Source organism: Arthrobacter sp. UYCu712, assembly GCF_040547005.1.
Lineage (GTDB): Bacteria > Actinomycetota > Actinomycetes > Actinomycetales > Micrococcaceae > Arthrobacter.
Genome location: NZ_JBEPOZ010000002.1, coordinates 288711 through 306804 on the forward strand (window position 1 = coordinate 288711; position 18094 = coordinate 306804).

At 66.6% G+C, this 18094-nt stretch carries 19 protein-coding genes and 1 pseudogene; 7 read left to right on the forward strand and 13 right to left on the reverse strand.

Annotation, left to right across the window (positions count from 1 at the left end; all coding sequences use genetic code 11):
- The first annotated feature begins 1 nt into the window (after position 1).
- On the forward strand, positions 2 to 631 hold the full coding sequence (locus ABIB51_RS03445; RefSeq protein WP_354185471.1) for a DUF6919 domain-containing protein: 630 nt from the start codon (positions 2 to 4) through the stop codon (positions 629 to 631).
- On the opposite strand, the gene ABIB51_RS03450 is transcribed toward ABIB51_RS03445, so the two are convergent.
- Positions 628 to 951 carry an antibiotic biosynthesis monooxygenase family protein gene (locus ABIB51_RS03450; protein WP_354185473.1) on the reverse strand — a complete coding sequence of 108 codons (324 nt, stop codon included), beginning with the start codon at positions 949 to 951 and terminating at the stop codon, positions 628 to 630. The genes ABIB51_RS03445 and ABIB51_RS03450 overlap by 4 nt on opposite strands.
- A 489-nt stretch (positions 952 to 1440) precedes the next feature.
- Between ABIB51_RS03450 and ABIB51_RS03455 the strand changes: the two genes are divergently transcribed.
- The gene (locus ABIB51_RS03455) at positions 1441 to 4110 is read left to right on the forward strand and encodes a PEP/pyruvate-binding domain-containing protein (RefSeq protein ID WP_354185475.1); all 2670 of its coding nucleotides are present in this window, start codon (positions 1441 to 1443) and stop codon (positions 4108 to 4110) included.
- On the opposite strand, the gene ABIB51_RS03460 is transcribed toward ABIB51_RS03455, so the two are convergent.
- From ABIB51_RS03460 to ABIB51_RS03475, 4 genes are all read right to left on the reverse strand, one after another.
- Positions 4107 to 4535: a hypothetical protein gene (locus tag ABIB51_RS03460; RefSeq protein ID WP_354185477.1), complete on the reverse strand. Its 429-nt coding sequence runs from the start codon at positions 4533 to 4535 to the stop codon at positions 4107 to 4109. The two genes, ABIB51_RS03455 and ABIB51_RS03460, sit on opposite strands and share 4 nt — an antisense overlap.
- 288 nt (positions 4536 to 4823) lie before the next feature.
- Positions 4824 to 5099 carry a hypothetical protein gene (locus ABIB51_RS03465; protein ID WP_354185479.1) on the reverse strand — a complete coding sequence of 92 codons (276 nt, stop codon included), beginning with the start codon at positions 5097 to 5099 and terminating at the stop codon, positions 4824 to 4826.
- 218 nt (positions 5100 to 5317) lie between these two features.
- The gene (locus ABIB51_RS03470; protein ID WP_354185481.1) at positions 5318 to 6406 is read right to left on the reverse strand and encodes a hypothetical protein; all 1089 of its coding nucleotides are present in this window, start codon (positions 6404 to 6406) and stop codon (positions 5318 to 5320) included.
- 179 nt (positions 6407 to 6585) lie between these two features.
- The gene (locus ABIB51_RS03475; RefSeq protein ID WP_354185483.1) at positions 6586 to 7839 is read right to left on the reverse strand and encodes a serine hydrolase domain-containing protein; all 1254 of its coding nucleotides are present in this window, start codon (positions 7837 to 7839) and stop codon (positions 6586 to 6588) included.
- A 232-nt stretch (positions 7840 to 8071) separates the two neighbouring features.
- Here ABIB51_RS03475 and ABIB51_RS03480 point away from each other — a divergent pair, with 232 nt between their 5' ends.
- Positions 8072 to 8473 (forward strand): hypothetical protein, encoded by a 402-nt coding sequence (locus ABIB51_RS03480; protein ID WP_354185485.1) that lies wholly within the window; start codon positions 8072 to 8074, stop codon positions 8471 to 8473.
- 43 nt (positions 8474 to 8516) lie between these two features.
- Here ABIB51_RS03480 and ABIB51_RS03485 read toward each other — a convergent pair whose 3' ends face one another.
- The 5 genes from ABIB51_RS03485 to ABIB51_RS03505 are packed head-to-tail and all read right to left on the reverse strand — an operon-like array spanning position 8517 to position 11896.
- Positions 8517 to 8765: a hypothetical protein gene (locus tag ABIB51_RS03485; RefSeq protein WP_354185487.1), complete on the reverse strand. Its 249-nt coding sequence runs from the start codon at positions 8763 to 8765 to the stop codon at positions 8517 to 8519.
- Positions 8766 to 8795: 30 nt separating this feature from the next.
- On the reverse strand, positions 8796 to 9845 hold the full coding sequence (locus tag ABIB51_RS03490; protein ID WP_354185488.1) for a sulfate/molybdate ABC transporter ATP-binding protein: 1050 nt from the start codon (positions 9843 to 9845) through the stop codon (positions 8796 to 8798).
- A complete protein-coding gene (locus ABIB51_RS03495; RefSeq protein WP_354185489.1) occupies positions 9842 to 10663 on the reverse strand; it encodes an ABC transporter permease in 822 nt (273 codons plus the stop codon). Before ABIB51_RS03495 ends, ABIB51_RS03490 begins: the two co-directional genes overlap by 4 nt.
- A gap of 7 nt (positions 10664 to 10670) precedes the next feature.
- Positions 10671 to 11489 carry a molybdate ABC transporter substrate-binding protein gene (gene modA, locus ABIB51_RS03500; protein WP_354185491.1) on the reverse strand — a complete coding sequence of 273 codons (819 nt, stop codon included), beginning with the start codon at positions 11487 to 11489 and terminating at the stop codon, positions 10671 to 10673.
- Positions 11486 to 11896, reverse strand: a complete 411-nt coding sequence (locus tag ABIB51_RS03505; RefSeq protein ID WP_354185493.1) for a TOBE domain-containing protein — start codon at positions 11894 to 11896, stop codon at positions 11486 to 11488. Before ABIB51_RS03505 ends, modA begins: the two co-directional genes overlap by 4 nt.
- Before the next feature lie 120 nt (positions 11897 to 12016).
- Between ABIB51_RS03505 and ABIB51_RS03510 the strand changes: the two genes are divergently transcribed.
- Both ABIB51_RS03510 and ABIB51_RS23180 read left to right on the forward strand, forming a co-directional pair.
- Positions 12017 to 12352, forward strand: a complete 336-nt coding sequence (locus tag ABIB51_RS03510; RefSeq protein WP_354185495.1) for a hypothetical protein — start codon at positions 12017 to 12019, stop codon at positions 12350 to 12352.
- A 294-nt stretch (positions 12353 to 12646) separates the two neighbouring features.
- Positions 12647 to 12925 (forward strand): annotated as a pseudogene (locus ABIB51_RS23180) (DUF805 domain-containing protein); the annotation flags it as partial.
- Positions 12926 to 13057: 132 nt separating this feature from the next.
- On the opposite strand, the gene ABIB51_RS03520 reads toward ABIB51_RS23180, so the two are convergent.
- Genes ABIB51_RS03520 through ABIB51_RS03530 form a run of 3 tightly spaced genes read right to left on the reverse strand, consistent with a single transcriptional unit; the run spans position 13058 to position 16523 of the window.
- Entirely contained in the window at positions 13058 to 15289 is a 2232-nt protein-coding gene (locus ABIB51_RS03520) for an FtsX-like permease family protein (RefSeq protein WP_354185497.1), read from the reverse strand.
- Positions 15286 to 15999 (reverse strand): ABC transporter ATP-binding protein, encoded by a 714-nt coding sequence (locus ABIB51_RS03525; RefSeq protein WP_354185499.1) that lies wholly within the window; start codon positions 15997 to 15999, stop codon positions 15286 to 15288. The genes ABIB51_RS03520 and ABIB51_RS03525 overlap by 4 nt, the downstream gene beginning before the upstream one ends.
- A complete protein-coding gene (locus ABIB51_RS03530; RefSeq protein ID WP_226774166.1) occupies positions 15996 to 16523 on the reverse strand; it encodes a PadR family transcriptional regulator in 528 nt (175 codons plus the stop codon). The genes ABIB51_RS03525 and ABIB51_RS03530 overlap by 4 nt, the downstream gene beginning before the upstream one ends.
- A gap of 191 nt (positions 16524 to 16714) precedes the next feature.
- Here ABIB51_RS03530 and ABIB51_RS03535 point away from each other — a divergent pair, with 191 nt between their 5' ends.
- Both ABIB51_RS03535 and ABIB51_RS03540 read left to right on the forward strand, forming a co-directional pair.
- Complete coding sequence (locus ABIB51_RS03535) at positions 16715 to 17218, forward strand: toxin-antitoxin system HicB family antitoxin (RefSeq protein ID WP_354185501.1); 504 nt, start codon at positions 16715 to 16717, stop codon at positions 17216 to 17218.
- A 9-nt stretch (positions 17219 to 17227) separates the two neighbouring features.
- On the forward strand, positions 17228 to 18094 hold the full coding sequence (locus ABIB51_RS03540) for a DUF4097 family beta strand repeat-containing protein (protein ID WP_354185503.1): 867 nt from the start codon (positions 17228 to 17230) through the stop codon (positions 18092 to 18094).

Here is an 18094-nt window from a genome sequence, read left to right on the forward strand (position 1 = left end):
GATGACAGAAGACAGGTACACCACCGAACGGGACGGCTTCGGCCGGCTCCTGGCTGATCGCGAGATCTGGCGGCAGGCCGGGACCATTCCGGCGGCCGGCGAGCTCACCGCGCGGTGGCTCGAAGGCCGCAGCGAGTACCAGCCGGGCACCTTCGCGCCGCGCTTCGACGACGAAACCCGGGCGATCGCCGGCGGGCTCGCGGAGCTGAACCGCAGCGGGCTCTTCACCAAGGAATCCCAGCCCGGGGTGCTCTCCGAGGGGCATGCCCAGCGCGCATACGTGACGGGATTTTGCAGTGTGGAGTCAGCGGCCGCGCTCCTGGAGCTGTCCGGCCGGACCGACCTGGTGACCGTGGCCCATGCCCCCGGTGAAGCCAACCAGTCGTCCATCCCCGTGACCCTGCGCGACGGTGATGTGGTGACGGTGCTCGGCAGCAGCGAGGGCCCGGTCGGCGACGACCAGCTCCGCGACTGGGCCGAGGAAGCCAACGAAAGCCTGGCCCTCGTGCTGGCGGACTCCTGGTATGTCGAGGTCTTCGATCCCGTCTGGGGACGGAACGGGGTGCTCCTGCCCGCGGTGCTGGGGACACTGGCAGACCTGGAGCCGGCCACGCTGCAGCCGGGGAGCTAGTCCGGATCCCTGCCGATACTGGCCGCCTCGTCAAGGGTGTGGGGGGCGTAATGCTCCAGCATGTCTTTCATCGCTTCGACGCCCTGTTTGAAGGTCGCCGACGCCCGCCACTGCTCGATCTGTTCGATTGATTCCCACAGCCCGGTGCTGATGAACCGGTTGGGCACATCCCTGTCGTGCATCAGCACGGCCTGGGCGTGCGGGAAATCTTCCTTCGTCTTTCTGGCCAGATCCCGCCAGGCCTGCACGAAATCGTTCTCACGGCCCGGATGCACCAACCAGATTCCCAGCGTATAAACCGACACGTCGACCGCCTCCATATTCTGCTCGGGGTTGATACGCCCGATTATGGGCCTCTCACCCGGGCGGCGGTAGGGCCGATCTGCCCGAGGGACCTCCCCGGCAGGGCACGTCAGTCGGTCTGGGGCGCCGGGCTGCCTTGGAGGACGTTGAGCCGGAAAGGCCGGTGATCGCCCTGCCCCGGGTGAAAGCCGGTGAGGAAGCACTGCCGGACGCGCACTGGATCCCAGCGCCCGAGGCGCTCAAGATCGGGACGCATGACTTCGGCGCGGGGCTCTGCAATCCATGGAGCGTCGGAGGGAAGGCTTTGGCGCAAAGACCAGACGGGAGGCATGTCGTTATTGAAGCTGAATGACGTGAAACAAAGAAATCATGCGGGATCCCGGTCCCCGTCCGGAGGACCGCAGGCACAGCTAAGGCCTATGGTCTCCGGCCTGCGGCAGTGCCAGTATGTGGGGAATCAGGCTCAGTGAAGACGCCCCGGCTCCGGGCGGAAAGGACGCGCGGTCATGACCTACGTCATCAACTTCGGCGATGTGGGACCAGGCGAGGTCGCCACAGCAGGCGGCAAAGGCGTCGGGCTGGGCGGCCTCGTCCGGGCCGGGCTGCCGGTCCCACCGGGGTTTGTGCTGAACACCGCGGCGTATGCGGATTTTGTGGATTCCAATCAGCTCCAGGCCGGCATCCGGGAGCTGGCCGCACTGGGACCGAATGCCGCTCCACAGGACTATGAGGATGCCTCGAAGCGGATTCGCGCCCTCTTCACCGGCGGAACCATGCCTGCCGCGATCGCTGCCGGACTCGACGGCGCTTACCGTCGTCTCGGCAACGGGGATTCCGCCGTGGCGGTGCGCTCTTCCGCGACGGCCGAGGACCTCGTCTCAGCCAGCTTCGCCGGGCAACAGGAAACGTACCTCAACATCCTCGGGACGGAGGCACTGGCCGCGGCCGTGACCGATTGCTGGGCTTCCCTGTGGACGGCGCGTGCCATGGCCTACCGGGCCCGTGAAGGCATCGGACCGGACACGGCGCGCCTCGCGGTGGTGGTCCAGCGGATGGTCGAGGCAGAGGCCGCCGGGGTCATGTTCACCGCCAATCCGGCAAACGGGCGCCGCGACCAGACCGTGATCAGCGCCGCGTGGGGCCTGGGCGAATCGGTGGTCAGCGGCACGGTCACCACGGATGACATCGTCGTCGAAGCGCTGACAGGCCGCGTGCTGTCGCGTCGCACCGCCGACAAGGAGGTCATGACTGTCTACGCGGAGCACGGCACCAGGGAACAGCCGGTGCCGGCGGACCGCCGTCGTCAGTCCGTCCTGGACGACCGGGCGGCGGCGGAGCTGGCCGGTCTTGGAACGCGGATCACGGACCATTTCGGGCCGCCGCAGGACATCGAGTGGGCACGGGCCGGTGACGCGTACTTCATCCTGCAATCCCGGCCCATCACCGCGCTGCCTGAACCGGCGGCTGACACCCCGGATACCTGGCCGGTGCCCTACCCCAAGGGGCTCTACTTCCGGGCGAGCATCGTGGAACAGTTGCCCGACCCGCTCTCGCCGCTGTTCGCCGATCTGGTGGACGGCTCGGTGTCCCGGTCACTGCGGGCCTTGATGGCCGAGGCCGTCGGCAAGAACGTCATCCGGGAGGACGACGTGGGACTGCCCACCATCAACGGCTACGCCTACTACTATTACCGGACCTCGGGAATGTGGCGTTTGATGGGCAGGTCGCTGACCGCAGTACGCGCGCTGGTCCGCGGCAAGGCGCACATGGGGCTGGCCGGCTGGCGGGAGGTCTCGCACCCCCGCTACGAGCGCGTGATCCGGGAATGGTCGGCGAAGCCCGTTGGGGAGCTATCCGGAGAGGAACTGCTCTCGGGTGTGCAGGCGTTGCTGGATGCCTGCACCGTCTACTACACCGCCGTGCAGTCAATCATTCCGATTGCCGCGACCAGCGAAATCTCCTTCCGGACGTATTACAACAAGATGGTTCGGCGCGATGGGGATCCCCCCGCCCTGACGTTCCTCCTTGGGTATGACAGCGAGCCCATCCGGGCGGAGAAGTCGTTGTACGACCTCGCAGCGTGGGCCCGCGGCGTTCCCGGGCTGGCCGCGACGATCCTCGATGAACCGGCGGCCGTCCTGGTTGAGTCCCAGCGCACGGGATTCCCGCCGGCCGGTGTCGACCCGGCACTGTGGCAGCAGTGGCATCCCCGCTTCCAGGCCCACCTCGGCCGGTTCGGCCATGCGGTCTACAATCTGGATTTTGTCTGCCCGGTGCCGTCCGACGATCCCTCGGCGCTGTTGGAGACGGTCAAGTTCTACCTGAGGGGACAGGGCAATGACCCGCACGAGCGCCAGCGTCTGTCGGCCACCCGCCGGGAGGATCAGACCAGCCGGATGGTCACCCGGCTCGGGCCGAAGCGCCGGGCTGCGTTCCTCCGGCTGCTGCGGTGGGCACAGAGCGCCGCCCCGATCCGCGAGGATGCGCTGGCCGACGTCGGCCTGGCGTGGCCGCTGCTGCGGCGGATGCTGCTCGAACTCGGCCAACGGCTGGTTGACTCCGCTGTCATCGCCGAGCCGGCCGACGTGTTCTGGCTGCGCAGCCAGGAGCTGCGAAGCGCCGCCGAGTTCGGCCTCGCCGCGCCGGGCGCAGCGGCGGCACCGGCAATTACCGGAGCGGACCGGCCAGTCCGCGCTGCCGCCGTCGAGGAACGCAAGATGCTGTGGCGGGGCCAGGCCAAGGCTGCCGCCCCGCAACTGCTCCCGGAGAGCCGGTGGATGGAGCGGGTGTTCGGGTCCATGATGCCGGCAGGTTCACAGGATCAGCCCGGCGACGTCATCAAAGGCGCAGGTGCCAGCTCGGGCCGGGTGAGTGCTCCAGCCCGCGTCCTGGGCGGGCCGCAGGATTTCGCCCGGATGGTGCCAGGAGACGTCCTGGTCGCCCGCATCACCACTCCCGCTTGGACCTCGCTGTTCGCGATGGCTTCTGCTGTGGTCACCGACGTCGGCGGCCCGTTGAGCCACAGCTCCATCGTGGCCCGCGAGTACGGCATCCCGGCCGTGCTCGGCACCGGTGTGGCCACCCAGCGGCTTACCAGCGGCCAGCTGATCCGCGTCGACGGCGACGCCGGCACCGTCACGATCGAGCATCCGGCCGATCCGCAAGGGCCGATCTAGTCCGTTTTGATTCGCCATGAGGAAGAGCGGCGCCTGGACCGGGCGGCTGCCGCGAGGATGAGCGCGCAGAAGCCGGCGATCCCGAGCGCTCCGAGGGTGATGCGGGCCCAGGGAGTCAGGTCCCACAATGTGGGCGAGGGCGACAGCACACCAAATACACCTGAAATCAGGACATATGCTCCTCCGCCGGCCAGGACCACTGATGAGACGATCAAGGCCCAAAACCAGACCCTTCGGGATCCCGGCGCAAACTGGTCCGCATACTCCCCCGGGCGCCCAAACGAGACGACCGGATCCTCGCCGGACTCCAACAAGTGGCTCTCGACCTCACGCACTATCCGGTCTGCGGCGTGCACTGGAACATCTCGAATTTCGAGCGCTTCCCGTAGCTCTTCAGAATATTCTTCATAGCGAGATTCAGTCATAGCCCCATCTTCTTCCCGAAATAACCGACGTCGCGTGGCCAGCGAAGGCCTGCCAGCCTGCCCTCAGCAATTTGAGCCGTTGTACTAGTTTGTAATACAACCTAGTTGGCCGGGTACGCCTCTCCGTATGGGGCTAAGCGTCGCTGGCACATGCCGACTTCAGCAGCCCGCGCCAGCAACTGCCGGGGCACGCCCGGGGGTGGCTGGGATAGGCTCGCCTGGCAGAGGATGATTCAGGTGGATTCACCGAGAGTTCGGTTGAACCCGTCGTTCATGTGGCGGCGACGGCTACAAACCGCGCAGTTGGATCAGTCCGGCGTTGGTGGGACTGAATCCGCATACGTCGAAATAGAAGCTCTTGAGGTGATCGTCTAAGTCAACATGGAGCCATTCGCAGCCGGCTTTCCTGGCTTCCTCCGTTGCGACAGCGACGCATCCCAGGCTGAGGCGCGAGAGCAGGTCCGTCCAATCGTCGCCGGAAAGACCATGATTGAAGCCTTCCGCGTGCAGCTGATTGATTTCGTCGTTCCGAATCGCTCCGCGCCATTCCCAGGTGACCGTCATGCTGAACAGCTTCGCAGATGGGAGCTGCTCACCGGCGAGCAGCCGTCAGGCTCACAGCCAGCGCCGTCGCCCTGGCCGCCGTCCACCAAGCACGGACGATCCGGCTCAGCAGCCGCGGATAAGAGCCAAGCGCCACCGACCTGAGGAAGATCTTAATGTCCGGCCGGGTCCGCGCCCTTCGCGAGCGGGGACGGGCCGCTCCAGCGTGACCTTTGACGTCATCCCGTGCCGGTCCTGTACCGCCCCCTCATCTCCGCGAGGACGGAAAGGGCCATCGAGAAGCGGCCCGGCAGCGGCATGTATGCCAGCCGGAGCCATCTGGCTTCCGAGTAGGCCTGGAACCGGGCCGGACTGACGTGCAGTTCTTCTGCGGCGCATAGCACCTGGGTGTGTGCCGTGAGGTAACGTGCCGGCGTAATGTGGTTCTTCCTCAGGCGAAGCTCAAGATAGACGTCCATGCTGGCCAGATCGAGGGCGGCCTCGGCCCGAGCCGTAGCGTCGAAGTCCAGCAGTCCGAGCGGGGATGTGCCGTCGGTTGAAATGATCTGCTTGTCGTGGAGTCCTCCGTGGGCCCACACCAACGGATCCGGCTCGGTCCGAAGCAGGTCCGTGGTCACTTGCTGTGCGGCGGCGCGCAAGGCATCGCCTGGAGTTTCCAGTTCCGGGACGCCCTCATTGTGCTGCAGCCAGAGGTTCACCAGCCGCCACACCTTCCCGGATTCCCGTTCTGCTGAATGGAGCGGAAGGCTGTTGAGGACGTCTTGTGCGGCGGGGCCGTTGGGGCTGCTCACCTGGGCGGCCCAGGCGCGCGACCATTTCTCCCACGCTCTGGCGAATGATTCATCGCTCGTCAGCGAGTGGACCTCGTACAGCGTCGGTCCCGGGATGGCGCTGAAATCGATGACGTCCTGGGATCTCCGAGAAAGGATTCCGGGGGTCGTGAAAGTCCCCTGGTCCAGCACGACGTTCAGTTGGGCGCTGCGCTCGGCGGCCACGGCGGCGCGGCCGGGCCGGAAGATTTTGGTATAGCGGCCCTCCCCCTTGACGACCGCCCGGTCGTAGGGCCGATAGGCGATAAGTTCCCCCTGTTCCGCTTCCGCCCGCAAGGCGGGCAGCCTGGGATCGTCCGGCGGGATGAGTTTGAAGCGTCCCTGGCGGAGACGGGCTCCCCGGACTCCGGGGCGTCCTGGTGCAGAGACCTCCAGGACGTAGTCTCCCGGCCTCTTGCCGGGCCAGGCCCGGCGGACGTGCCAGGTTGTGCCGGTATCGTCGTCGGCGGTCAATGGGACGGGAGAGGTCCAGTCCATGTATCAACTCCAGCACGCTATGTCCGGCTCACGTCTCGTGGCTTCAGCTTGAACCACAACCATGAGGGACGGATGAAACGGTCATGAAGAAACCCTCATGAACGGCGTGAGCGCGCAGAGACCGGGGCGTTCGCCTCGGGCGACGGGACGGACGGACGACGGTTGCCTAGGAAGATCATCTATTCACCCGTACGGGCCCACCGAATCTGGAGACGGCAGCTCGCGTTCAGCGCAACCTGCGCAAGTCCCGTTATTTCCAGCGCGATGGCGTGGGACCGTGCGCTCAGGGGTGACGGCGGGTAGGCGACCGAAACCGCGAGCTGACGGTTGCCGTCGGCACTGCTGATCGCGATAGTCCCATAGCCTGGAACATCGCCGGAATGGCCGTAGTAGAAGCCGTTGGTGCACCTGTCGTTCCATTGGTCCAAGCCAAGGCCGTAATGGGTGTCAGCGCGGCCTTTCATGGCCATGATGCTCTCCGCGGACAGCAGTTCGCCCCGGAGCAGCGCGGCATAGAAAGTGTTGATATCTTCGACCGTGGAAATCATGCCCCCGGAGGCGGATCCGCTCTGCAGGGCGGAGTAAGCGACGTCCACAAATCCGCCATCGACCAGCGCGTAGCCGTGGACCAAACCGGCCGGGGCAGGGCCGTCGCCAGTCATCGTCGTGGAATGCAGACCCAGGGGCTCCACGATGTCGGCCCGCAGGACGTCAGCGAGCGGCGCATCCCGGAGTCGCTCCACCAATAGCCCCAGGGCCACATAGTCCGAGCGGGAATAGCTGAACTCCAGCGGCCCGCGCAGCTGCCAGGGAACCGTCCCGGCGAGCGCGAGGCTCTGCCCGGGGCTGACCGGGGTGGTCAGGACTTGCCGGGGCGGAGCGGACTCCAGCAGGAGAGCGTAGAAGTCGGGGATGCCGGAGGTGTGGCCCAGGAGTTGGCGCACTGAAACGGGCCCGGGCGGGCGCACGAGTCCCGCCAGCTCCGGCAGATACGTGGTTATGTGGTCGTCAAGCGCCAGCCGGCCCTCGTCCACGAGCTTCAGCACGGACACCGCCACCATGGTCTGGGTAATGCCGCCCACCTGCATGGGATCACTCAGTTGGACGGGGTCGCCCCCGCGGCTCCTGACGCCTGCCGCGTGCGACCACTCCTCGTGTCCGGCTTTCGCCTGGATCAGAACGGCCGATGCACCCTCCTGGAGCATTTCCTCGCTGTACAGCTCAAGCATCGCCTGGAGCTCGCGAAGGGAGGACGACGCCGGCGCTGTCGCCGTCGCTGGCGGCGGGGCCGTCGTCGCTGGCGGGGTGGGCTGGAACGGCGCCGGCTCCGGTTCGCCGGTGCAGCCGCCGAGGAGCGCACTGGCCGCCAGTGCGGCAATGCCCAACAGCGCGCCCGCCCGGTTGGGCGATCCGGCGACGCGAGCCGCAGCCATTTGAGAACCTTCCGGGAAAGGGAGAACGGTGCCAGCACATTCCTCTCTACTTCCAATCTATAAGGCACCGGGGGGCTTGCCGCAAGCCCCGGGTTGGGCCGCAGAATTGAGAGCCGAAGCCGGAGCAACGGATTGGAGCGGCCATCAGCGAAACCAAGAGGAAACCCGCCGCGCCCGCACCGCGAAGCGCTCACCGGCCCGTTCGGCGCACCTTCAAAAAGGAGCTGACGACGTGCCCCTGACTACCCGCGCGTTCAACCTTCCCGACCACCTCACGCCCAAGTCCGACCCGACGCTGATCGCCGGCGATGAGCAGCACTTCGCGGAAATCGCGGAGAGCCTCGAGCAGACGATCGCCGATCTCTCCGACCGTCTCGATGCCACGCGCAAGGCGCCCGCCCGCTTCGGCCAGGAGGCGCTGGAGCGGGACGTGGAGATCCGCCGGCTCACCGCCCGTCCGCGCGCCCTGCGGCGCTTCGGTTTGGCCTCCCCGTCGTCCACGGATCCACGTCGGAGCTGGGCCCGGTCCTCGACACCTGGCTCGCCGCCCATGCCGACGGGATCGCCTGCGTCATCAGCACGGGCAACATCGGACACGGCCTGCTCCGGGCGACGGCCCGCGCCAGGATGCTGACCCCGGAGCTGTCGAAAGGACTCGAGCAACTCGTCATCCTCACCTAATCCGCGGGGCCGGTTCCGGCCGGCAGGCCGGCATCGACCGGGAAGGTCATGAACGGAGCGCTGAGGTAGCGTCGCGTATGAATCTTCTCGAGCGAGTTACTCGCCATCGTGTTGCCCAAGGCTTCCTGACGGGCTTGTCCGATGAGGACGTTGATGTCCTGCTGCGGCGGGCGGAGCCCCTTGGGGGAGGTATCGGAGGGCAGACGTTCAAGCCCAATGCGGGAGGTGTTTCCTGTCTTCGCCAAGCAGATCCCGTCATCACCGGCTTCCGCGGTCTACGCCGGGTGGATGGCGATGGCGGTGGCCTTGATAACGAAGTGGACGGTCATCCCTGGTGCCAGGCCGAGGTCAGCTGACGCGGCCGGGGTGATGTCGGCTGAGAGGCCTCCGGCGCGGACACGGATCTGATCGCCGTGCGGCTCCAGGTCCGTGATGGTCACCGGGAAGGAGTTCCGCGGGCTGCCGTGCTCTTCGCTGAGGAACACCGATACTGCCGAGGGGGGAAAGACCGCCACGCCGTCCTGCCCGTGGACGGCGGTGTCGTCGTGGTGGCCCGCGACCACCTGCCCTTGGGCGGTGGTGATGCCGGCGAGGGTGACGGTGCCGGTCATGAGATTCAGTCCGGCGAGGCCTGCGGCGAACCGGCTGCGCGGTTTTTCCAGGACTTCGCGGGTGGGGCCCTCTTCGGTGATCCTGCCGCCCTCGAGCACAATCACCCTGTCTGCCAGCATGAGGGCGTCAAGGATGTCGTGCGTGATGATGATGGCCCTGCGGTTGGCGAGGACGCGTTTGAGGAGCCGGCGGAGCAGTGGGGCCGCGTGGATGTCGAGGGCTGCCATCGGCTCGTCGAGGAGCAGCAGCTCGGGGTCGGCGGCAAGGGCACGCGCGACGGCCACGCGCTGGGCCTGTCCGCCGGAGAGCTGTCCGGGCCGGCGTGAGGCGAGGGATTGCGCACCGGTTTCGGTGAGCCAGTGAGTTGCTTTTTCGCGGGCTTCGGCTCTGGAGGCCCCGGCGCTGCGGGGGCCGAACGCGACGTTGTCCAGTGCGCTCAGGTGCGGGAAGAGGAGTGCCTCCTGCGCCAGGAGAGCCGCGCCCCGGGTGTGCGGTGCGGTCCAGATGTTCCTGTCTGCGGTCAGGTCGAAGAGGACTTTATCTCCGATCGTGGCCTTGCCTGCGTCGGGGCGCAGCAGCCCGGAGATGATGTCGAGCAGTGTTGATTTCCCGGCCCCGTTGGGCCCGAGGATGGCTATGGTCTCGGACGGTCCGAGGGTGAGGGAGACTTCGAAGCCCCGCGCTGCGAGGGTGGCGTGCAGGTGGAAGGTCATTGCGGTGCCCCTAGTGGTGCCGCGCCGGTTTGGGGGCGCCGGTAGGAGAGCCCGACGACGGCCACGGCCACGGCCACCAGGACGAGGGAGAGCGCGACGGCGGCGTCGGCGTCGGTTTCGCGTTGCAGGTAGATCTCCAGCGGGAGGGTGCGGGTCACGCCTTGCAGGCTGCCGGCGAAGGTAAGGGTGGCTCCGAATTCGCCCAGGCTGCGTGCGAAGGACAGGACTGCGCCGGAGGCGAGACCGGGCAGGACGAGCGGGAGGGTGACGCGGCGCAGGACGGTGCTAGGGCGTGCCCCGAGGGTGGCGGCAATTGCCTCGTATTTGTTGCCGGCGGTGCGCAGGGCGCCTTCGAGGCTGACCACCAGGAACGGCAGGGCGACGAAGGTCTGGGCGAGGACGACGGCGGTGGTGGAGAACGCGATTTGGATTCCGGCCAGTTCCAGGTTCCGGCCGAGGAGGCCCTGGCGTCCGAAGGTGTAGAGCAGGGCGATGCCTCCAACCACTGGCGGCAGGACCAGGGGCAGCAGGACGAAGGCGCGGAGGAGCCGCTGGCCAGGGAACGGGCTCCGGGCCAGGACGAGTGCCAGGGGCACGCCGAGGACGATGCAGGATGCCGTGCTTGCTGCCGAGGTGCGCAGGCTCAGGCCCAGTGCGGTGAGTGAGGATTCGGAGGTGACCAGCGGGATGAACTGCGGCCAGTTGACCTTGGCCACGATGGCCACCAGCGGCAGCAGGACGAAGAGTGCTCCCGCCGCCGCGATGGCGTAAATCCATGGCGGGATGCCAGTGTATCCGGTGCCGCTGCGTTTGTTCATGCGGCGCTTAGGGGGTGCCGAATCCGGCATCGGTCAGGACCTTCTTGCCCTCGCCGCCCGTGACCGCGGTGATGAAAGCCTTGGCCAGTTCCTTGTTTTTGCTGGTCCCAATCGTTGCGATCGGGTAGGTGTTCACGGCTTTGTCCGACTCGGCGAAGGGGATGCCCTTGACCTTGTCGCCGGCGGTCTTGACGTCAGTGACGTAGACGAGGCCGGCGTCCGCCTCACCCGAGGTGACCTTGCCGAGGACATCGGTGACGGATGATTCCTCACTGACCGGCGTCAGAGTGGTGCCGGTGGCTTTTTCCACAGTGTCGGTCGCTGCGCCGCAGGGAACCTGCGGTGCGCAGACGACGACCTTCACGCCCGGTTCAGCCAGGTCGGCGAAAGCGCTGATGGACGCCGGGTTGGACGGCGGCACCGCAATCTCCAGGACGTTTGTGGCGAAGTTGACCGGGTCGCCGTCGATCAGCTTCCCGTTGGTGAGCTTGGCCATGTTCTTGGTGTCGGCCGAGGCGAAGACGTCGGCCGGTGCACCCTGGGTGATCTGTGTGACCAGGTCCGAGGAGCCTGCGAAGTTCAGCGTAACTTTCGTGCTGGGATTCTTAGCCTCGAAGTCGCTGGCCAGCTGGGTGAAAGTCGCCTTCAGGGAGGCTGCGGCGAACACGGTCACCGTTCCGGAGAGTTTGGGGGTCTCGCCGTCCCCCGCGCTGGCGGCGGAGGAGGTTCCGGGTGCGCCCGGCGTGCCGGAGGCGCAGCCGGGCAAGGCGGCGGTCAGGGCGCCGGCAACCAGCAGCGCAGTGACGTGCTTGCGGGCGAGGCTCATATGAGGCTCTTTCCTTGGGGGGTTTCGATGATGACGGTGGTGGCTTTGACCACGGCTGTCGCAACGGATCCGAGCTCCAGGCCCAGTTCCCGGACGGCTTCGCTGCTCATCAGGGACACGACGCGGAAAGGCCCGCACTGCAGTTCCACCTGTGCCATGACCTTGTCCGTGGTGATGCCCGTGACGAGCCCGACGAACCGGTTGCGGGCCGATCTGCCCACCCTGGTGGGGTCCTCGGGCAGCTGGGCCTGGTCGCGGGCGACATGGGCGAGTTCCAGCCCGTCCACGGCCAGCCGGCCGGACTCGTCCTTGACCGGGGTCAGTGTCCCGTTCTCAGTCCAGCGCCGGACGGTATCGTCACTGACCCCAAGAAATCGTGCTGCTTCTGACACGCGAATTTTCGGCATAGGTCCATGATCCCCCATTTGCGGATATTTTGGGCGTTCTGATCCGCAAATCAGTATGCGCGCGCTTTTTGGGGTGTTGCCGGCGCGCTCAAGCCCGGCTTCTTCAGCCAGGAGCCGGATGTGTTCCCGGATCCTGGCGAGGTAGCCGATCCATGCCCTGCCCAGGGAATGCTCTGGGCCCATCTCCAGCAGGACATTGATGAAGGTGTTGGACTCGAAATCGCCTCTGCCGAACCAGACACCGAAGAGGTCAAAGACGGCCAGCAGCTGTTCGTCCGGCGTAGCGCCGCGACCCCGAACCTCGGCAATAAGTTCGTTGATCCCGACGTGACGGATCCCGCGGTGGCAGAACAGTTCGTAGGCCGTGTAGAGAAGATGGTCAACAGGCCCAACCGGTCCGGCCAGCGGTCTGCCGGGAAGGTTTGGGGACGTCCGGGGCCTCGGGGCTCGTCATGATCCACCCAAACTACACCCCTAGGTGCCGGGACGGGCTTCACCTGGGACCGTTTACTGCCGTTGATGGATATACCCCGTTACGATGACTGGCGGCGCCTGTGGGGGGCATCATTTGGGGGAATCATGGACTTCTGTCCGGCCGCGTCATTCCGCCGGCAATGTCGCTGCGGTGCTCATCGTGAAATCACTCCGTACAGCGAAGCCGGCCACTCCACTTGGGCGCGAACTGACCTACCACAGACCTCACCCGAACACACGGGGAGAATTTCATGACCTACACACCGCAACAGCAACATGCCCGGCCGGCCGGCCGGCGTGCCGCTCTCGGCGCCACTCTACGGCGCGTCCGCCCCGGACGCCGTCATTCGGTTCTTCAAGAAATTCACCACGTTCTCGGGACGGGCCAGCCGCAGCGAATACTCGTGGTGGGCGATCGTCGACGGCATCGTCAACACCCTGTTTTGCGCCGTCCTTACGCTTACCAGCCCCAAAGGCACCGGCGAGACCAGCCTCGGAGTGATCATCACCCTGATCCTCACGGCGGCCTGGCTAGTGGTGACCCTCGTCACCGGAGTGGCACTGCTCGTCCGCCGCTTGCATGACGCCAACTTCAGCGGCTGGATGGCGCTCCTCCGCAGGGACGTCCGGTGCTCGTCTGACCACCTGCCTTCTGGCATCGAAGGCCAACTGTTCATGGCCAGCCGTTCATTCGAAGCGGGTAGCCGTCATTGCCGTATTGCCCCGGATGAGACTGAACGTCGCGGTGACCGCGCCGAGGGCCAGGAGCAGGCTGAGGCCCAGAGCTATAAAGTAGGCGGGCGCCGGCCAGGTCACCCGATAGGTGTCGTTGATGAATGTCACCATCAGCCAGGCCACGACGAACCCGAGGCCGACCGAGAGTAGCAGCACGGTCAGGAGCGGGACTGCTGCTTCGCGGGTGATGATGCGGCGCAGGACGGAAACCGGCATCCCCATCAGCCGCATCAGGCCGAGGACTCTCTTCCGGTCCAGAACGGCGGCGGCGGTGGCGACGGCCAGGGACAGTCCGGCGATGGCGATCGCGACGAACATGCCCAGGTAGGCGAGCACGGCCAGACCCTGAATCAGGCGGCCGGTGGACTGCAGCTTGAAGTCCACCGGTGAGGTGGCCGGGATGGCCGTGAGGCCTGAACCGTCTAACGCTGTCCGGGCGCGGTCCATGGCCTCGGGGGTCCCGTCGGTGCCGAGCACGATCACGACCGGTACCATTCCGTCCAGTTGAGCGGCGGGAGCCGGGGTCAGTGTAAGTGGCTGCGCTGTCCAGTAGTGGAGGAACGATGTATCGACGGCGACGGTCCCTGTTGCCGGGATGTCCTCAAATCCGAGGCCGGGAGCGTCCGCGGCGCGAAGGTAGATTTCAGGGCCGGCGTCCCTTTCAGAGAGGACTGCCGGGCCGTAGCCGACGGTGGCGCTCCGGATCCCCGGCAATTTGCTGGCTTGGCGCGCGGTCTCCGCGGCCTGGGCCGGGGTGTGTCCGGCGCTCACGGTGGCGTGGAGGCTGGTGGGCTGGAGCAGGCCGGGCCGGGCCGGAGGCGCCTCAGTGGACTCGATGATGCTGGATGCCCCGGCGAAGACGGAGACGACGAACACGGCGATCACAAGCCCCGATACGGAACGGAAGGTCGCCCCGGGCGTTTTTTGGATGCGGCTGGCGGCAATAACTGCCGCCGCGCTCCGCGCCTGGCGCAGCGCCATCCGGCTCACCAGGCGGGTCAGCCACGGGCCGATGACCACGATGCCGACGACGATCAGCAGAAAGCCGAGGATAAGGAGCGGTGATTCCAGCCACGGCACCCGCACCTCCAAAACCCGGATCATAAGTACAGCCGTGATCATGGCGGCCAGGCCTGCGAGCAAGGGAACGATCCGCCACATGGTGGGCGCTTTTTCGTGCACGGCCCTCGTCACCCCCAGGGGACCAATGCCGGCACGGGTCGTGCGGTGCGCCGCCACGAGTGCCGAGGCCGCGACCACCACGGCGACGACGACGGCGGCGGCCCACCATCCGGTGGTCAGATCGGCGGCGAACATCCTGGTGCCGTTAACCGGGATCTGCGCGGCGGCAGGCCTCAGCACGAGGGCCAGCACGATGCCAAGCACTGCCCCGATCAGGCTGGGGACGGCGGTTTCGACGGCGGCGATCCGGGAGACAACCTGTGGGGATGCGCCGATGAGGCGCAGGGTCGCGAAGCGTTCCCGGCGCTGGGCGGCGCCCAGGCCGGTGACAATGCTGATCAGCAGCAGTACCGGGAAGAACACCGCGATGGCCCCGATGGACAGCACCGTGTTGTAGGCGGCCGCGCTGCCACCGTAGGGGTCGCTGGTGAAGCCTGACACCAGGAAAGCCCTTCCGTTCCGGCGGAGTTCGGCTTCCGTTGCGCCCGTGACGACGATCAGGGAGTCCGGTCCGGGCAAGGCGGCATCGTCCATCGTGCCGGCAAACGTCCCGAAACGGTCGCCAAGCTCATCGCTCGGTGTTGATTCGATCAGACGCTGCAGCGCCGGGGATGCATAGTAATGGCCCGGTTTCGGAGGTTTGCCGATCCCGGGGATCCTGACGGTAGCCGAATCCAGGGCCGCGACGTCGCGGCGGTTAATCAGTTGGTCCCGGAAAACCTCCACCGGGTTGGCTTCCATGAGCACCGTGGCGGGGGTCAGCGGCACCGGTGTCCCCGGTCGTGAAGTGGTCGGATCCTCCGTTGGCGAGGCGGCGACGGACGGGTGCCCGGTTTCGCGCAGCCAGGCACCGCGGTCATCGCGTGCGCTTAGACCGTTGGCGCCGCCCCACAGTAACAACAGCAGGCATACTCCGATGGCGACCCCGCCGGCGATGCCGGCGAGCCTGCCGTAGGCCGACCGGCTGCCGACGACTGCCAGCTTGAGCAACCCGAGACTCATGCGGACACCCGGTATCCGGCGCCGATTGCACCGTCGCGTACGATGACTTCCCGGTCCGCATACGCGGCGGTGCGCGCGTCGTGGGTGATCATCACCACGGTGGTGCCCGCTTCGCGGACTAGCTCGAGCATAAGAGTCAGGACGTTCTCTGATGCGAGGGAATCCAGCGAACCCGTGGGCTCATCGGCGAACAACACGGCAGGGGACGTCACCAGTGCCCGGGCGACGGCGACGCGCTGGGCCTGGCCCCCGGACAGTTCGCCGGGCAGCTTGGCGCCCATCCCGTCCAGACCAAGGCGTTCCAGCAGATTTGTGGACCGACGCAGCGCCTCGGGCCGCCGAGTACCGGCCAGCAGGAGCGGGATGCTGACGTTATCCGCGGCCGTGAGCTCCGGCAGCAGCTGGCCGAACTGAAAGACGAACCCGAAATCGGTCAGCCGCAGCCGGCCACGTTCCGGCTCCCCGAGGGCACTGGTCTCCATCGGAGACCGCCCGGCGGGACGGTAGGTCACCGATCCGCCGTCTGGGACAAGAACTCCGGCCAGACAGTGCAGCAGCGTGGACTTGCCGGATCCGGACGGGCCCATGACGGCTAATACTTCCCCTGCGTGGACGTCGAGGTCGACGCCCCGCAATGCCTCGGTCTGTCCGAAGGAGTGGTGCAGGCCGCGGGCACTAAGGATGGGTGCAGCGGTGGCATGGGTGCTCATGCGCTCTGGAGCTCCTTCTTGAGTTGGGTCAGGCGGGCGCTGGTGAGGTCGATCCAGCGCAGATCGGCTTCGATGTGGAACAGGCCGTGGTCGCACATCAAGACCCGGAGCAGGTCCGCGTCCTTCTTCAGCCTGGTCAGTTCCCGCATCCGGGCCATGTGTTCACCGCGCTGCACATCGAGCAGCCGGTCGGCGTCGTCGTCGAGCAACAAGGCGATCACCGTCTTGGCAAAGAGCTCGCTTTGCAGGGACTCGGAGGGAACGTCGGGAGTGAACAGCCACTCGCGCACCCTGTCCTGTCCTGCAACGGTGATTTCGTACTTCTTGCGGTCCGGACCGCCGCCGGTCTCCTCACCCAGGGCCCGGATCAGCTCGTCCCGGACCATGCGGGCCAGGGTGGAATACACCTGCCCGAAGGCCAAAGCCTTTCCGGCTCCGAAGTAGCGGTCATAGGAGTGCTTGAGGTCGTAGCCGTAGCTCGGCTCGCGGCTCAGGAGGCCCAGCAGGGTGAGTGAGTTGTTCACGCGTCAATCTATACACCGAGTGAATAGTGCAAAGCCAGCTTTGCATCTAAGGGACCTGGCCGTGTCGCGGCCTGTGTCGAAGCCAGAGGGGTGCAGACTCCGCGCAGCGGACGCCGCCGCGAGCGCGGATCAGGTGACGCGGAGGCGATCAGGGGTTGCATATGACACCAGCGTGGTGTCACACTGATGCCGTGGATATTTCGCGGCACGTACAAGAACTTCAGGACCAGCTGGTCGAGGCGACCGAACTCGGCGGCGAGCAGGCGAGCGAGATCGCCCGCAGGCTGACGCGCTCGCTCGACGCATCCCTACGCATGGTCATTTTCGAGGTCTTGTCCGAGGCGGCCGGTGAGATCACGGCCGAGCTTGCGCCCGGCTCGGTTGACGTTCGGCTGCGTGGGCGGGACCCGGAATTCGTGGTGACACCACCGATGTCACATGACACCACGGAGCCCCCCGCTGCGCAGGAACCGGCGTCGTCCCCGGACTACACCGTCGACGGCCGGGCCACCCGCACCACCCTGCGCCTTCCGGAGAACCTCAAAGCCAAAGCCGAAGCTGCCGCGGCTCGTGAAGGTCTCTCCGTCAACACCTGGCTGGTGAGAGCGGTCGCGATCGCTCTCGCTGATCAGACCACCATCGCCCCGATGCCGCCCACCAACAGCGGCACCCGATTCACCGGCTGGGTCCGGTAAGGAGCTCTCATGCAGTACACCTACGCTGCCTCCGGCGCCATCGACGCCACAATCAACCTTGTGATGGGCGAGTTGGTGGTCACCGCCGACGACGTCGACGAGGTCACGGTCGATGTCACGCCCACCCGGGCGGACCGCCCTGCCGACGTCCGCGCGGCCGAGAATACCGCCGTCGACTTCGCCGGTGGCCGGCTCACGATCACCCAGAAGCGCGAGAACGTGCTCAGCACATGGGTCAACAAAGGCTGGTCGATCGACGTGCATGTCCGCCTCCCCAAGCGATCCCGCCTCGAAGTGAAATCGTCCTACGGCAGCATCCGCGTCCGCGGGCCGATTGGACCGTCCTCGCTCACCACTGCCTACGGCGACATTACCGCCGGTGATGTCGCCGAACTGAACGCCAAGTCAGCCCACGGTGAGGTCAGCCTCGAACGGGTCAGCGGCACCAGCGGGCTCACCGGGACTAGCCTGCACGTGGGTGAGGTGTACGGCAACGCGACGGTTAAGTCCTCACATGGAAACGTCGCCATCGGACTGGTCATGGGGCAGCTCGCCGTGGCCAGTGGATACGGAAACATCGACGTCCGCACCGTGATGGGCGGCCTCGAAGCCCGCGCCGCGCACGGCAAAATCCGGGTCAGCGACGCGGTCAGCGGCACCGCCCGGCTTGAGGCCAGCTACGGCGACATCGAGGTCGGTATCCGCCAGGGCACTGTCACCTGGCTCGATCTGGATGCCAAGAACGGCGCCGTCCGCAACGAACTCGACGTGGCCGTGCCCGAACCCCAGAACGACGACGGCGCCGCCGATCGCCTCAAGGTCACTGCGCGCACCAACTACGGCAGCGTCCGCGCCTTCCGCGCGGCGGTGCTCTAA

Excerpts from the sequence above, each read along its gene's own strand:
- ABIB51_RS03445 (WP_354185471.1), top strand. The coding sequence starts at position 2 with ATGACAGAAGACAGGTACACCACCGAACGGGACGGCTTCGGCCGGCTC.
- ABIB51_RS03450 (WP_354185473.1), bottom strand. The coding sequence starts at position 951 with ATGGAGGCGGTCGACGTGTCGGTTTATACGCTGGGAATCTGGTTGGTG.
- ABIB51_RS03455 (WP_354185475.1), top strand. The coding sequence starts at position 1,441 with ATGACCTACGTCATCAACTTCGGCGATGTGGGACCAGGCGAGGTCGCC.
- ABIB51_RS03460 (WP_354185477.1), bottom strand. The coding sequence starts at position 4,535 with ATGACTGAATCTCGCTATGAAGAATATTCTGAAGAGCTACGGGAAGCG.
- ABIB51_RS03465 (WP_354185479.1), bottom strand. The coding sequence starts at position 5,099 with ATGACGGTCACCTGGGAATGGCGCGGAGCGATTCGGAACGACGAAATC.
- ABIB51_RS03470 (WP_354185481.1), bottom strand. The coding sequence starts at position 6,406 with ATGGACTGGACCTCTCCCGTCCCATTGACCGCCGACGACGATACCGGC.
- ABIB51_RS03475 (WP_354185483.1), bottom strand. The coding sequence starts at position 7,839 with ATGGCTGCGGCTCGCGTCGCCGGATCGCCCAACCGGGCGGGCGCGCTG.
- ABIB51_RS03490 (WP_354185488.1), bottom strand. The coding sequence starts at position 9,845 with ATGACCTTCCACCTGCACGCCACCCTCGCAGCGCGGGGCTTCGAAGTC.
- ABIB51_RS03495 (WP_354185489.1), bottom strand. The coding sequence starts at position 10,663 with ATGAACAAACGCAGCGGCACCGGATACACTGGCATCCCGCCATGGATT.
- modA (WP_354185491.1), bottom strand. The coding sequence starts at position 11,489 with ATGAGCCTCGCCCGCAAGCACGTCACTGCGCTGCTGGTTGCCGGCGCC.
- ABIB51_RS03505 (WP_354185493.1), bottom strand. The coding sequence starts at position 11,896 with ATGCCGAAAATTCGCGTGTCAGAAGCAGCACGATTTCTTGGGGTCAGT.
- ABIB51_RS03520 (WP_354185497.1), bottom strand. The coding sequence starts at position 15,289 with ATGAGTCTCGGGTTGCTCAAGCTGGCAGTCGTCGGCAGCCGGTCGGCC.
- ABIB51_RS03525 (WP_354185499.1), bottom strand. The coding sequence starts at position 15,999 with ATGAGCACCCATGCCACCGCTGCACCCATCCTTAGTGCCCGCGGCCTG.
- ABIB51_RS03540 (WP_354185503.1), top strand. The coding sequence starts at position 17,228 with ATGCAGTACACCTACGCTGCCTCCGGCGCCATCGACGCCACAATCAAC.